Raw genomic sequence first — 13,944 nt, forward strand, 5'->3', positions numbered from 1 at the left:
GGATGAGCACAAACTATCGGGTCGCCACGGCACCGGGGAAGAACGACTCGCGAAGTCAAGCCCGGTCAGCCTTGCCTTCCCTTCCTTGAAATACCCGGGCATCTGCGTAGCGTTGAAGAAGACATCACTCCAGGGAAGGTGGACACGATGACCGACATCCAGACCGCACCGAAGACCGGATCGAACGCCGACGTCGCCGCAGGCGTCGCCCAGTACCTCACCCCCGTCGTCCACGAACTCGTGGCCCTCGCCGTCAACGGCAAGCAGGCCCACTGGCACGTTCGCGGAGCGAACTTCATCGCCGTGCACGAGCTCCTCGACGAGGTCGTCGCCCACGCGCAGGACTGGTCGGACCTCGCGGCCGAGCGGGTCGTCGCCCTCGGCCTGCCGATCGACGGCCGCCTCGGCACCGTCGCGTCCAAGAGCGGCGCGAAGGACCCGAAGCTCGGATTCCTGCCCTACGACGAGGCCATCGCCGACGTCGTCACGCAGATCGATCTCGCGACCGAGAAGGTCAACGCCGCGATCGAGGGGCTCGGCGAGCTCGACCCCGCCAGCCAGGACGTCGTGATCGAGATCCGCCGCGGCCTCGACAAGGACCGCTGGTTCCTCTTCTCGCACATCGCCGTCAAGTAGGCGAAACGTGGCGCGTTGACGGGCCCGGGTGCAGAATGCCGGTATGACGGCGGATGCATCCGGGCCCGAGTCGTCTCAGCGTGACGCGCACGCCGAGGCGGGCTCGAACCGGCATCGTGAGCGCAAGACGCCCAAGCGCCCGCAGTCGACGCTCGCCGAGCACTGGACGACCGTCGACGGGCTCGACGTGTTCTACCGCGAGTCGCCCTCGCCGCCCCCGGGTGCGCCCGTGGTCATGCACGTCCACGGGTTCGGGCTCTCCGGTCACTACCTGCTGCCGACGGCCGAGCTCCTCGCCGATGACTTCCACACGCTCGTGCCCGATCTCCCGGGGTTCGGGCGCAGCGCCAGGCGGTCGCGATCCGAGTTGACGCTGACGTCGCTCGCGGAAGCGGCCGCCCGGTTCCTCGACGCCCGCGGAATCGAGAAGGCCACCCTGCTCGGCAACTCGATGGGATGCCCCGTCATCTGCGAGTTCGGCCACCACTTCCCCGACCGCCTCGAGCGCGCGATACTCGTGTCCCCCGCGGGCGGCCTGCACAACCAGCCGCTCGTGCGGGCGATGGCGCAGCTCGCGCGCGACGGCGGCCGCGAGCCGAACCGCATGGTGCGCGTCGCCGCGCCCGACTACCTGAAGTTCGGCGTCGCGAGCACCGTCAAGATGTTCGGCGCGCTCACCCGGTACCCGACGCTCGAACGACTCCTCGCGCTGCCCGTGCCGATCCTGGCGGTGATCGGCGATCGCGACCCGCTCATGCCCGATCCGAAGCGCGTGCACGAGGTCGTCGCCCACGCGGACGCCGACGTCACGGTCGTCGTGATGGAGGGCGCGGCGCACGCCATCAACTTCAGTCACCCCGGTGAGCTCGCGCACATCATCCGGCAGTACATGGCCGACGAGCCGATCACCGACGACCCCGACTCCCCCGGTGGGACGAGGGTCGTCGAACTCCATCGCGGGCCGCGGCGCCGGTCGTCCGACGGCTGACCGTGGCGGGCCGCCCGCCCCGGGTGCAGAATGCGGGTATGACGGCGGATGCTCCGCGGCACGCCCAGCCCGACGGCGGCGACGACGCCGCACCGCTCAGCGATGCGCAGAAGTCGTTGCGGGCGCAGATGCTCGCGACCGAGCACTGGAGCCTGCTCGCCTCGCGCTCCACGACGCAGAGCGAGGTGCTCACGCGCATCGCGATCTTCCTCACGCTCGTCTCGGCGGGGCTCGTCACCCTCGGGGTGCTCGGCAACGCGACCGGGTTCCGCGGATGGTTCGGGGCCGCCGCACTCGGCATCCTGGCGCTGCTCGTGCTGCTCGGCGTGATCACGCAGCTGCGGGTGTTCAACACGGCGACCGAGGATCTCGCCTACGTGCTCGCGATGAACCGGCTGCGCGGCGCCTACCTCGACCTCGATCCGGGTCTCGAGCGGTACTTCCTGATGGGCACGAGCGACGACGAGACGGGGATCGGCATCACCTACTACCCCTTCGCGATGCGCGATCGATCGCAGGTGTTCGCGAGTTCGGCGATGGTCATGCTCGTCGTGAACACGGCGCTCATCGGCCTCTTCGTCGGTGCGATCGTCTTCGCGCTCGGCGGGTCGATCGGGTGGTCGATCGCGGTCGGAGGGGTCGTCGCGCTCATCCAGTTCGTGCTGTGGATGCTCAAGGGGTATCGCAGCTACCGGCAGGTCGTCGGCGCGCACGTGCCCCTTCGGCGGGCCGCGGACTGACGGCCCGCCCCGTGGGGGCCCCGCCCGACGCCGTGGTCAGCGCTGCAGCCAGGTGAGCACCGCGAGCACGCGCCGGTGGTCGGTGCCTGAGTCCTCGAGGGCGAGCTTCTGGAAGATCGAGGTCACGTTCTTCTCGACGGCGCCGACGCCGATGAAGAGCTGCTTCGCGATGCCGGCGTTGGTGCGTCCCTCGGCCATGAGTGCCATGACCTCGCGTTCGCGCGGCGTGAGCGATTCCAGCGGATCGCTGCGCCGCGACAGCAGTTCGCGCACGACCTGCGGGTCGAGCACCGTGCCGCCCTCGCTCACGCGTTCGACCGCGTCCTCGAGTTCGTCGAGCGAGGCCACCCGGTCCTTCAGGAGGTACCCCATGCCGCCCTCACCCGAGGAGAGCAGTTCATGCGCGTAGGTGCCTTCGACGTACTGGCTGAGCAGCAGCACCCCGAGCTTCGGACGGCGGCGGCGCAGCTCGATGGCCGCGCGCACCCCCTCGTCGCGGAAGGTCGGCGGCATCCGCACGTCGAGCACCGCGAGGTCGGGCTCGGTCTCGTCGAGCGCCGCGAGCAGCGAGTCGGCCTCGCCGTAGGCGGCCACCGTCTCGAAGCCCGCCTCGTCGAAGAGTCGCACGAGGCCTTCGCGCAGCAGCACCGAGTCCTCGGCGAGCACGATGCGGAGGGGGCGGGCCTGGTCGGTCATGGCCCCACACTATCGAGGGGCCGGCCGCACCCGCCTCCGCGCGTCGGGCCGCGGGGCCGTCGTCACTCGACCGGGGCGGGCGTGCGCTCGTCGTCCACCGGGGCGACCGGGAGGTACGGGATGTGCGCTCCGATCGTCGTCGGGCCGCCGACGGGGCTGTCGACGACGAAGAGCCCCTGCAGCCCCTGCACGCGATCGGCGAGGCCCGCGAGCCCGTGGCCCGGCAGCGTCGAGGCGCCGCCGCGCCCGTTGTCGGTCACCCAGAGGTCGAGCCAGTGGCCCGTCTCGCCGGTGTCGCGGGTCGAGACGACGAGGCGGATGCCGGTCGCCTCGGCGTGCTTGGCCGCGTTCGTGAGCAGTTCGGCGACCACGAAGTAGGCATTGCGCTCGATCGGCGCGGGCAGTGAGGCATCCGGAAGTTCGATCTCGACCTCGACGGGGATCGGGCTGCGCGTCGCGAGCGACTGCAGTCCCACCGCGAGCCCGCGGTCCTGCAGGATCGGCGGGGCGAAGCCCCGGGAGAGCGCCCGCAGTTCGTCGAGGGTCTCGCGGGCCTGGTCGCGCGCCTCGCCGAGCAGTTCGCGGGCCGAATCGGGGTCGCGGTCGAGCTTGCGCTCGATCGCGGCGAGGTCCATCTGCAGGCGCACGAGACGCTGCTGCGGGCCGTCGTGGATGTCGCGTTCGAGGCGTCGGAGCGAGGCATCCTCGGCCTGCACCGCCGCACCGCGGGAGGCGGCGAGCTGCGCGACCTCGCGCTCGAGCGCCTCGGAGCGCCAGGCGCCGAGCATGCCGCGCGCGACGACGTCGTGCAGCAGCGTGAGGCCGCGGAACACGAGCGGCAGCGTGGCGAGGAAGACGAGCCCGACGACGAACTCGAAGATCGTCTCGGCGACCACGGGGTCGATGTCCCAGGTATTGCCCGGGAACATGAACTCGAGCACCCACTCGACGGGCCAGACGTCTCGCCCCGAGTCGGGGATGTAGCGCTGCCAGATCCACCCGGTCGTGCCGGCGAGCGCGACCGAGCTCCAGGTGATCGTGAGGCTCCAGCTGATGATGCTCACGATCGGGTTCACGATCATGCCATGCAGCAGGTACAGCCAGTAGTGGCCGTCGACGAAGGGCGCGAACGTCGCACGCCAGAAGCCCTGCTCGCGATCGCCGCGTCCCCACGCGGGCTGCACCGTCTCGGGCCGGCCGGCCCAGCGGAGGCGCAGCAGCTCGAGCGTCCCGAATCCGCGCGCCATGAACATCGACGCGACGACGATGAAGATGCCGAACACGAGGAAGATCAGGCCGAGACCGGTGAAGAAGGTGGTCGAGAGCAGCACGAGCGCCATGATCGCGATCGGCATCGTGAGGATGAGGAAGCCGAACTCGCGGGGCACGCCGGCCCACAGCGCCCAATAGCCGCGGCGGCGCGGCGGCGCGTCCGCGGGCGTGGCGGCGATCGGTGCGGGGTACGTCGATTCAGTGCTCATGGTGGGTTCCTCCAGTCATCGTCGCAGACTGACCCGGCTCGACGACGGCGAATTGCCCCATCATCCCCTGGTCTTCGTGCCACAGCAGGTGGCAGTGGTACATGTACGGCGTGTCGGTGTCGGTGTAGTCCTCGAACCGCATCAGCAGCTCGACCTCGGTCTCGGGCTCGACGAAGATCGTGTCCTTCCAGCCCGACAGCTCGGGCGGCGGCGGCGAGCCGTCGATCGACGCGACGCGGAACTGCACGTCGTGCACGTGGAAGCTGTGCGGCAGCGGCTGCGTGTTGACGACGACCCAGCGCTCGAGGGTGTCGACCGTGACGGTCTCGTCGATGCGACCCATGTCCATCGCCTCGCCGTTGATCTCGAAGCCGTCGCCGAGCTCGAAGCGCCGGGTCGTCGCGACCTCGGCCTCGTCGTCGACGGGGATCGTGTTGAGCTGCGGCGGCACCTCGGCTGCGGGATCGAGTGCGTCAGCCGCCCGGATCTCGAGCACGTCGAACGCGTCGCTTCCGCCGTTCGTGTCGGCGACCGGGCCGACGAGGCCGGCGATCTCGGGCGTCATCCTCGACTGCAGGACGAGCGTCTCGCCGGGCTCGACGCGCAGCAGCACCTCGGCGCGCTCGCCCGGCGAGAGCCGCAGGTGCTCGAGTTCGACGGATGCCTCGAGGAGGCCCCCGTCGGTCGCGATGAGCTCGACGGGGCGGCCGTCGCCCCAGGCGAAGGCGTAGCTGCGAGCGGTGGAGGCGTTCAGGAGCCGGAGGCGTACGAGCTCGTCGCGCACCTCGACGTATGGACTGCGGGTGCCGTTGACGAGGAGCTCGTCACCGAGCCCGCCGGCGTAGCCCCGCTGCTTCGCCTCCAGCTCGCCCTCCGCCGAGAAGCCGGTGTCCTGCACGATCACGGGGAGGTCGTCGACGCCGTACTCGGCGGGCAGGCCCAGCGAACGCTCGTGCTCGTCGTGCAGGAGGAACATGCCCGCGAGGCCGCGGGCGACGTGGTCCTCCGTCTCGCCGTGCGGATGCGGGTGGTACCAGAGCGTCGCCGCCTGCTGGTCGATGTCCCACTCGGGCGACCACGAGGCATCCGGCTCGACCATCTGGTGCGGTCCCCCGTCCATCTCAGGCGGCAGGTGCATGCCGTGCCAGTGCACGGTCGTCGGCTCGTCGAGCGAGTTCGTCATGTCGACGCGCACGTGCTCGCCGCGCTCGGCGACGAGGGTCGGGCCGAGGTAGGAGCCGTTGAACCCCCACGTCTCGCTCGGCTCTCCCGGCTCGAACTCGGTGGTGCCGGCCTGCGCGTCGAGGGCGAACACTCGCGTGCCGTCGGCGTCGACGGTCGATTCGGCGAGTGGCGGGATGCCGAGGGGACGGTCGAAGTCGACCTCGCCGACCGTCGAGACGGGGCCCGGCGTGACGATGCCGCACCCCGCGAAGGCTGCGGCGACGAGGCCGCCGGCGGCGAGTGCCGCGATCGCGGTGCCGATCGTGGCGCCGGGGCGGCAGAGGCGTGTCTGAAGCATGACTCCAGCCTCGCGAGCGTCGCCCGCACGCCCCACCCGGCGGGCGCCCGGATCGCGGCGGGGGTTTTCCCCCGTCGCGGCTACAGCGCCCGGTGCGTGAACGCCCCGGCGACGAGCGTCGCGGCCACCGGCATCGTCCGCAGTTTATCGGCCGACGCGGCGAACGGGTCGCGCTCGACGACCGCGAGGTCGGCTGCGCCGCCGACGCGCACCTCGGCCCCGGCGCCGTTCGTCGACGCGGCGAGAGCCACGCGCGCCTCGATCGCCTGCTCGGGATGCCACGGGGCGCGCCCGTCGCGCGTCCGCCCGACGGCGGCGGCGATCGCGATCCACGGGTCGAGCGGCGCGACGGGCGCATCGGACCCGAGCGCGAGCTCGACCCCGGCCGCAGCGAGCTCGGCGAGCATGAAGGCGCGTTCGGTACGGCCGGCCCAATAACGGTCGGCGACGTCGCGGTCGTCCATCGCGTGTTCGGGCTGCACGCTCGCGACGATTCTGAGCCGGGCGAACCGGGCGACGTCGTCGTGCCGCAGCAGCTGGGCATGCTCGATCGACCCGGTGCAGCCGACCGCTTCGAAGGCGTCGAGCACGCGCGCGTTCGCACGGTCGCCGATCGCGTGCACCGCGGGCGTGATGCCGTGCGCGTGGGCGCGGCGCAGGTGCGGCACGAGCTCCGCGTACGGCACGGTCGCGAGCCCGTACGGGTGCTCGTGCCCGGCGAGCCCCGGATACGGGTCGAAGCACCACGCGGTGCGGGTGTTCAGCGAGCCGTCGGTGATGACCTTGGCGCCGCCGACCGTGACGAGGCCGCCGGTGCCGGCGATCTCGTCGCCGGTGCGGAGGCCCAGCTCGATCGCCCGCTCGAGGTGCTGCGGGTAGATGCCGAAGGCGACGCGCATCGGGAACCCGCCCGCCGCGCGGCGGGCCCAGTCGTCGCGGTTCCAGCGCATCTCGTAGTCGACCACGCCGACGACGCCGCGTGCGGCCGCACGGCGGGCGGCATCGGCGACCCAGCCGTCGAGGAGCTCGTCGGCGACGTCGTCGAGTTCGCGGACGAGGGCGAAGCAGGCGTCCTCGCGGAGGACGCCGTCGTCGGGCAGCGTCACGCCGTGCCGACGTGCCGCCGACGAGTTGAGCCAGCAGGCGTGCAGGTCGGCCGCGACGAGCACGACGGGCGCCTCGCCCGCCACCGAGTCGAGGAGCGCCGCCGACGGGGCGTCGGCCCAGAGCCCGTCGCGGTAGCCGAATCCGGCGACCTCGGTCGCGCCGTCCGCGACGGATGCCGCGACGAGGCCGGCGACCTCGGCGGCGCTCGTGGCGCTCGAGAGTTCGAGCCTCCGCGACACCATCGCCCACTGCGAGAGGTGCACGTGCCGGTCGTGGAGGCCGGGCACAACGTAGCGCCCGTCGAGTTCGTTGCGCCGGGCCGCCGTGCCGTCCGCGTCGCCGGCCGGACGGATCGCGGCGATCCGGCCGCCCTGGAGGTGGAGGTCGACCGGCTCATCCCCGCCCGGGAGCCGGGCCCCGGCGAGCACCACCGGCTCCGGCGCCACGGGGCGCTCGTCGAGATCGCGGCTCACGCCTGGCACGACGGGCACCAGTAGAGCTTGCGGGCGCCCATCTCCTCCAGCACGATGTTCGTGCCGCAGACCCGGCACGGCAGGCCCTCGCGCTTGTAGACCCAGTGGCGGTCGTCGCGGCTCGCCATCGCGGCGCGGTACGCCTCGGGGTCGAGGTCGTCCATCGTCATCATCTGACCGGTCTCGACGCCGATGCGCAGGAGCCTCGCCCAGTCGCGCCAGAGCTCGCGCACGAGCTCCTCGGGCACGAGCCTGCCGGGCGTGTGCGGGTTCAGCCGGGCGCGGAACAGCAGTTCGGCCCGGTATACGTTGCCGATGCCGGCCACGACGTTCTGGTCCATGAGGAGCAGCCCGATGGGCGTCGGCTTCCTCCGGACGACGCTCGTGAACCGCTCTTCGGCGCCCGGTCCGGGGTCGAGCAGCGGGTCGGGTCCGAGCTTCGCGACGGTCTGCTCGACCTGCACGGGGTCGAGCACCTCGCAGGCGGTCGGCCCGCGGAGGTCGGCGCAGATCGTGTCGGTGAGCAGGCGCACCCGCACCTGGCCGATCGGCTCGGGCGGGAAGGTGTCGAGGCCGTTCCCCTCCTTCTCGGACTCGGCCATTCGCAGCCGGGTCTTCCGAGGGGCGCCGATCGAGCGCAGCGAGTTCTCGCCCGCCTCGTCGAAGACGACCGCGTCGGGATTCGGTGCGTCGAGGAACGTTCCGCGCTGGTTGGTCTGGCCCATCCGTCCGTTCGCCGAGGCGATCGTGGCATCCATCAGGATCTCGCCCGAGAAGTCCCACGCCCCGTACATGCCGAGGTGCACGCGCAGCCAGACGTCGCCCTCGAAGCCGAGGAACATCTGCTTGCCCACGGCTCGGGCATCGGTCATGCGTCGGCCGTCGAGCTCGGCCGCACCGACGGCGAAGCGGCCCTGCGGGCTCGATGCGTGCACGACGTGACCGACGAAGTTGCGCTCGAACTGCCGCGTGATGCGGTGGACGGAGTGGCCTTCGGGCACCCTGCTACTCCGCCGGGGCCTCGGTACGCGGTGCGACGTCGACGCCCTTGCCCGCGATGTCGCCCGTCGTCTCGTACTCGGCGAGCTGCGCGATACGGCGCACGTGGCGCTCGTCGCCCGAGAACGGCTCGGCGATGAAGGCGTCGATGTAGCGGATCGCCTCCTCGACGGTGTGCTGGCGGGCGCCGATCGAGATCACGTTGGCGTCGTTGTGCTCGCGGGCGAGGATCGCGGTGTCCATGCTCCAGACGAGCGCGGCTCGGATGCCGGGCACCTTGTTGGCCGCGATCTGCTCGCCGTTGCCCGAACCGCCGAAGACGACGCCGAGCGCCTTCACGCCGGCGGCCTGGTCGCGGGCGACGCCGAGCGCCGCGTTGATGCAGAACGCCGGGTAGTCGTCGAGCGCGTCGTACTCGACCGGACCGTGGTCGATCACCTCATGGCCGCCGTTCGACAGGTGGGCCTGCAGGGTCCGGCTGAATTCGAGGCCGGCGTGGTCGGTCGCGATGTGGATGCGCATACAGCGATTCTAGGGATTCGGCACCCACGTGACGGCGCGCCCGTGCGGCTGCGCCCACGCGAGCTGCACCCCGTCGAGCGCGAGCACGAAGTCGGTCGAATCGTTCGGCACGTCGTCGCGGGCGCGGATGCCCGGAACGACCCCGCGCCCTTCGACCGAGAGCCAGTGTCCGGGCAGCTCGCGCACCGCATCGGCGAATCGGGCGCGCGCCGCGTCGTCGAGGTAGGCGATGACGGCCGTGTGCAGCACCACGAGCGTCGCGGCCGCGGGCGCCTCCGCGGCGAGCGCGGCGAGACGTTCGTTGAGGTCGCCCGCGACGAGCTGCGGCGGGTCGGATGCCACGATGGCCGCCGCCGCCCGCAGTCGTTCGCGCCGGTCGTCGTGCTCGGGCCAGATGAGGGCGTCGAGCCAGTCGAGGTCGCCGGGGTTCGTCACGTCGAGCGGATTGAGGTCGATGCCGGCGCGCCACACGACCTCGGGCAGGCGATCCGGCACCGGCACCGCGCCGGCACCTGCGTCTCGGATCTCGCAGTCGAGGACGACTCGGCTCGGCCCATCGGCGGGGTCGAGCCGCGCGTGACCCGGATAGCGGTAGCTGTACCGGTCGGGGTAGAGGCAGAGCCCCGCCGAGGCGCCGACCTCGAGCAGCGCGAGCGGGCCAGGGATCGCGGCGAGCGCGGGCACGTGCAGGGCACAGCGGCCGGCCTCGTTCGTCTGCGTCGCGTGCGTCTCGGCGGTCTCGCGCACCACCGGCCAGTGCTCATGCAGCCACTCGCGGAACCGGGCGTACGGCCCGGCCGGCGACCCGTGGAACCGCGCTGCCGAGAACACGAGGTTCGGCTGCCGCTTCGCGGGCGGCAGCTCGTCGATGAGCGCGATCGTCGCCGGATCGCCCGCGACGCCGAGCGCCCAGGCGTCGTAGCACTCGGACATGCCACGGGCCTCGACCTCGGCGAACGCGCGGTAGCGCTCGGCGGTCGGGGCGTCGTTGTCGACGGAGCTGCGCATGGGGTCAGGCTACGCCGCGGGCCCGAGCACGGGGCATCCTCGCGCCGCTACCCCCAGCCGTGCTCGCGCGCGTGCCAGCCCAGCTGCACCCGGCTCGTCACCTGCGCACGCGCCATCAACCCGCTGATGCGCCGCTGCACGGTGCGCGCCGAGGTCTCGAGCTGGGTCGCGATCGCCGCGTCGGTGAATCCCGCGAGCAGGAGCTGCAGGATGCGGCTGTCGTCGGCGTCGAGCTCCTGGTTCGTCGTGCCGTAGGGGCGCGAGTTCGCCCACACGGCGTCGAACAGGCCCTGCGCGAGCTGCGCCGGGCCGCCCCGCAGCACGAGGCTCGGGTCGACCCCGGTGCCGCGGCCGGCGACGGGCAGCATCGCGAATCGGCTGTCGACGACGATGAGCTTCAGCGGGATCTGGCCGGTCGTTCGGACGTCGACGCCGGCGCCGAGCGACTGCTCGACGTTGCGCACCGCGTCGGGCTCGACGAGGAAGTCGCGGTCGATGACCGCGCGGGCCCGGATGCCGCGTGCGAGCGCCGCGGCTTCCTCGGTGTTGTCGTCGCTGACGACCTGCGGCCGCCCGGTGACGAAGATGTCGATGCGCTCCCGCGCCGAGTGCTGGAGCTGGAGGAACCGGCGCCCCACGGCATCCGGACCCTCGACGACCTCGATGAGCTCGCGCTCGCTGCTGCCGAGCGCGCTCGAGCGGTACGTGCCGACGAGTTCGGCGAGCGCGAGCTCGGCCTCGTTGAGCCGGTCGCGCTGCTCGGCGAGCTGCGCGGCGAGCGCGAGGTCGGGCGGGGTCACCGCGAAGCGATGTCCCTCCCCCGGCACGGCGAGCCCGCGTTCGACGAGCCCGTCGACCGCGACGCGCACCCGGCCGGGCGGCAGCGCGATCGCGTCGGCGAGCTCGAGCAGGTGGGCGCCCGGACGCGACATGAGGGCGCGGTAGACGGCTTCCTCGTCGGCGGTGACGCCGAGATACTCCAAGGCCATGATTCCCCTGAGGTGCGTGGTCGATGCTCACTGCATTCTCACGCACGCGAACCCGCACCTCGACCCCACCGGGCACGATCCCACCCGCGTCCTCCCTGCAGGGCTAGGCTGGAACGCGTTGCCTGCGGCCACGAGCCGCGTCGATACTTGCGAAGGAGCGCACGTGCCCGGAGAGAACCTCACCCGAATCGAAGCCGAGGAGCGCGCTGCGCTCGTGACGGTGCACGACTACGACGTCGTGCTCGACGTCACCGTCGGCCCCGAGGTGTTCACGACCACCACGACCGTGCGCTTCGACGCCGCCACGCCCGGCGCGTCGACGTTCATCGACGCGATCACCGCGAAGGTGCACTCGGTCACCCTCAACGGCGTCGCCCTCGACCCGGCCGAGGTGAGCGACGGCGTCCGCATCCAGCTGCCGAACCTCGCCGCCCAGAACGTGCTCGTCGTCGAGGCCGATGGCCGTTACATGAACACCGGCGAGGGCCTGCACCGCTTCGTCGACCCCGCCGACGGCGAGGTGTACCTGTACACCCAGTTCGAGGTGCCCGACTCGCGCCGCATGTTCGCGGTGTTCGAGCAGCCCGACCTGAAGGCCGCGTTCGCGTTCACCGTCACGGCCCCGTCGCACTGGCAGGTCGTGTCGAACCAGCCGACGCCCGAGCCGCAGCTGCACCCGTCGGGCCGTCGTGCCGACGACGTCTCGACGGCGACGTGGGCGTTCGAGCCGACCCCGCGCATGTCGAGCTACATCACGGCGCTCATCGCCGGTCCCTACGACGTCGTGCGCGACGAGCTCACGAGCTCCGACGGCCGCACGATCCCGCTCGGCGTGTTCAGCCGCAAGAGCCTTTCGCAGTACCTCGACGCCGACTACATCTTCGAGAAGACGAAGCAGGGCTTCGAGTACTTCGAGGGCAAGTTCGACGTGCCCTATCCGTTCGCGAAGTACGACCAGCTCTTCGTGCCCGAGTACAACGCGGGCGCCATGGAGAACGCGGGCGCGGTGACGTTCACCGAGGTCTACGTCTTCCGTTCGAAGGTGACCGACGCGATCAAGGAGCGCCGCGTCGTCACGATCCTGCACGAGCTCGCGCACATGTGGTTCGGCGACCTCGTCACCATGAAGTGGTGGAACGACCTGTGGCTGAACGAGTCGTTCGCCGAGTGGGCGTCGACCATCGCGACCGCCGAGGCCACCGAGTGGCACCACGCGTGGACCACGTTCAACTCGATGGAGAAGAGCTGGGCGTACCGCCAGGACCAGCTGCCGTCGACCCACCCGATCGTCGCCGAGATCCGCGACCTCGAGGACGTGCTCGTCAACTTCGACGGCATCACCTACGCCAAGGGCGGGTCGGTGCTGAAGCAGCTGGCCGCCTGGGTCGGCATCGAGGCGTTCTTCACCGGCGTCTCGGCCTACTTCAAGAAGCACGCGTGGGGCAACACGACCCTCGCCGACCTCCTCTCCGAGCTCGAGGTCGCGAGCGGCCGCGACCTGTCGGCCTGGTCGAAGCTCTGGCTCGAGACCGCGGGCGTCAACACGCTGCGCCCCGAGATCGCGACGGATGACGCGGGCACGATCACCTCGTTCACCGTGCTGCAGTCGGCGCACCCCGACTACCCGACGATCCGCCCGCACCGCGCCGCGATCGGCTTCTACAACCTCGTCGACGGCGCGCTCGTGCGCGAGCACCGCGTCGAGCTCGACATCGACGGCGAGCGCACGGACGTCGCGGAGCTCGTCGGCCTCGCCCGCCCCGACCTCGTGCTCCTCAACGACGACGACCTCGCCTACGCGAAGATCCGCCTCGACGAGCAGTCGCAGGCCGTCGCGATCGCGAACCTCTCGAAGATCGAGGACCCGCTCGCGCGCGCCCTCGTCTGGAGCTCGGTGTGGGACGCCGTTCGCGACGCCGAGACGAGCGCGAGCGACTACCTCGACCTCGTGCTCGGCAACGTCGCGAGCGAGACCGAGTCGACGACGCTGCGCATCATCCTCGCGAACGCGCAGCTCGCCGCGAGCTCGTACGTCGCCCCCGAGCGTCGTGCCGACGCGCGCCGCACCCTCGCCGACGGCTTCTGGCTGCTCGCCCAGCAGGCCGCGGCCGGCAGCGACGCCCAGTTCCAGTTCGTGAAGGCGTTCGCCGCGATCGCCGAGGCCGGCACCCAGGTCGACGCCCTCGCGGGCCTCTTCGACGGCTCGATCGCGCTCGACGGCCTCGACATCGACACCGACCTCGGCTGGGAGCTGCTCATCGCGCTCGTCGCCGCCGGCCGTGCCGGCGACGCCGAGATCGACGCGCGCCTCGCGACCGACAAGACCGCCACCGGCCAGGAGTCCGCGGCGCACGCCCGCGCCGCGACGCCGACCGCCGAGGGCAAGCAGCGCGCCTGGGACTCGATCGTCGAGTCCGACACGGCGACGAACTCGGTCGTGCGCACCACGGCGGCGGGCTTCGTCCGCGCCGACGAGCAGGCCCTGCTGGCTCCGTTCGTCGAGCGCTACTTCGGCATGCTCGGCGACATCTGGAAGACCCGCAGCTACGCCATCGCCGAGAAGCTCGTCGAGCTGCTCTACCCGGCCACCCTCGCGAACCGCATCCTCGTCGACGCGAGCCACGCCTGGCTCGACGCCAACCAGGACGCCCCGCCGGCGCTCCGCCGTCTCGTGATCGAGAACGTCGCCGGCGTCGAACGCGCCCTCGCCGCGCAGGCGCGCGACGCGCAGTAGTCGCACCGCGGCCTCATCGGGGCGGCGGCCGGAGTGGTACCCCGGTACC

At 71.6% G+C, this 13,944-nt stretch carries 12 protein-coding genes; 4 read left to right on the forward strand and 8 right to left on the reverse strand.

The window, feature by feature from the left end; genetic code table 11:
• The first annotated feature begins 147 nt into the window (after positions 1-147).
• From ACFVTR_RS11740 to ACFVTR_RS11750, 3 genes are read left to right on the forward strand one after another with little or no spacing between them, the layout of a single operon-like run.
• Complete coding sequence (locus ACFVTR_RS11740; RefSeq protein WP_376945575.1) at positions 148-636, forward strand: Dps family protein; 489 nt, start codon at positions 148-150, stop codon at positions 634-636.
• Between the two features lie 43 nt (positions 637-679).
• A complete protein-coding gene (locus ACFVTR_RS11745; RefSeq protein WP_387037456.1) occupies positions 680-1,624 on the forward strand; it encodes an alpha/beta fold hydrolase in 945 nt (314 codons plus the stop codon).
• 38 nt (positions 1,625-1,662) lie between these two features.
• A complete protein-coding gene (locus tag ACFVTR_RS11750; protein ID WP_387037458.1) occupies positions 1,663-2,364 on the forward strand; it encodes a hypothetical protein in 702 nt (233 codons plus the stop codon).
• 36 nt (positions 2,365-2,400) lie between these two features.
• Here ACFVTR_RS11750 and ACFVTR_RS11755 read toward each other — a convergent pair whose 3' ends face one another.
• The 8 genes from ACFVTR_RS11755 to ACFVTR_RS11790 form a co-directional block, all read right to left on the reverse strand.
• The gene (locus tag ACFVTR_RS11755; RefSeq protein WP_387037460.1) at positions 2,401-3,060 is read right to left on the reverse strand and encodes a response regulator; all 660 of its coding nucleotides are present in this window, start codon (positions 3,058-3,060) and stop codon (positions 2,401-2,403) included.
• Between the two features lie 62 nt (positions 3,061-3,122).
• Entirely contained in the window at positions 3,123-4,541 is a 1,419-nt protein-coding gene (locus ACFVTR_RS11760) for a sensor histidine kinase (protein ID WP_387037462.1), read from the reverse strand.
• A complete protein-coding gene (locus ACFVTR_RS11765) occupies positions 4,531-6,063 on the reverse strand; it encodes a multicopper oxidase family protein (RefSeq protein WP_387037463.1) in 1,533 nt (510 codons plus the stop codon). Before ACFVTR_RS11765 ends, ACFVTR_RS11760 begins: the two co-directional genes overlap by 11 nt.
• An 80-nt stretch (positions 6,064-6,143) precedes the next feature.
• Positions 6,144-7,661, reverse strand: a complete 1,518-nt coding sequence (locus ACFVTR_RS11770) for an amidohydrolase (protein ID WP_387037465.1) — start codon at positions 7,659-7,661, stop codon at positions 6,144-6,146.
• On the reverse strand, positions 7,640-8,644 hold the full coding sequence (locus ACFVTR_RS11775) for an Fpg/Nei family DNA glycosylase (RefSeq protein ID WP_387037467.1): 1,005 nt from the start codon (positions 8,642-8,644) through the stop codon (positions 7,640-7,642). Before ACFVTR_RS11775 ends, ACFVTR_RS11770 begins: the two co-directional genes overlap by 22 nt.
• A gap of 4 nt (positions 8,645-8,648) precedes the next feature.
• The gene (locus tag ACFVTR_RS11780) at positions 8,649-9,164 is read right to left on the reverse strand and encodes a ribose-5-phosphate isomerase (RefSeq protein ID WP_387037469.1); all 516 of its coding nucleotides are present in this window, start codon (positions 9,162-9,164) and stop codon (positions 8,649-8,651) included.
• 9 nt (positions 9,165-9,173) lie between these two features.
• Positions 9,174-10,172: a DUF2332 domain-containing protein gene (locus ACFVTR_RS11785; protein WP_387037471.1), complete on the reverse strand. Its 999-nt coding sequence runs from the start codon at positions 10,170-10,172 to the stop codon at positions 9,174-9,176.
• Positions 10,173-10,219: 47 nt separating this feature from the next.
• Positions 10,220-11,161, reverse strand: a complete 942-nt coding sequence (locus ACFVTR_RS11790; protein ID WP_387037473.1) for a LuxR C-terminal-related transcriptional regulator — start codon at positions 11,159-11,161, stop codon at positions 10,220-10,222.
• A gap of 163 nt (positions 11,162-11,324) precedes the next feature.
• Here ACFVTR_RS11790 and pepN point away from each other — a divergent pair, with 163 nt between their 5' ends.
• Complete coding sequence (pepN, locus tag ACFVTR_RS11795; protein WP_387037475.1) at positions 11,325-13,895, forward strand: aminopeptidase N; 2,571 nt, start codon at positions 11,325-11,327, stop codon at positions 13,893-13,895.
• Positions 13,896-13,944 lie beyond the last annotated feature (49 nt).

The organism is Agromyces sp. NPDC058126 (genome assembly GCF_042884595.1).
In the GTDB taxonomy this organism is placed as follows: Bacteria; Actinomycetota; Actinomycetes; order Actinomycetales; family Microbacteriaceae; genus Agromyces.

Bases quoted from the DNA above. Each gene is read 5' to 3' on its own strand.
- ACFVTR_RS11740 (WP_376945575.1), top strand. From the start codon at position 148: ATGACCGACATCCAGACCGCACCGAAGACCGGATCGAACGCCGACGTC.
- ACFVTR_RS11745 (WP_387037456.1), top strand. From the start codon at position 680: ATGACGGCGGATGCATCCGGGCCCGAGTCGTCTCAGCGTGACGCGCAC.
- ACFVTR_RS11750 (WP_387037458.1), top strand. From the start codon at position 1,663: ATGACGGCGGATGCTCCGCGGCACGCCCAGCCCGACGGCGGCGACGAC.
- ACFVTR_RS11755 (WP_387037460.1), bottom strand. From the start codon at position 3,060: ATGACCGACCAGGCCCGCCCCCTCCGCATCGTGCTCGCCGAGGACTCG.
- ACFVTR_RS11760 (WP_387037462.1), bottom strand. From the start codon at position 4,541: ATGAGCACTGAATCGACGTACCCCGCACCGATCGCCGCCACGCCCGCG.
- ACFVTR_RS11765 (WP_387037463.1), bottom strand. From the start codon at position 6,063: ATGCTTCAGACACGCCTCTGCCGCCCCGGCGCCACGATCGGCACCGCG.
- ACFVTR_RS11780 (WP_387037469.1), bottom strand. From the start codon at position 9,164: ATGCGCATCCACATCGCGACCGACCACGCCGGCCTCGAATTCAGCCGG.
- ACFVTR_RS11785 (WP_387037471.1), bottom strand. From the start codon at position 10,172: ATGCGCAGCTCCGTCGACAACGACGCCCCGACCGCCGAGCGCTACCGC.
- ACFVTR_RS11790 (WP_387037473.1), bottom strand. From the start codon at position 11,161: ATGGCCTTGGAGTATCTCGGCGTCACCGCCGACGAGGAAGCCGTCTAC.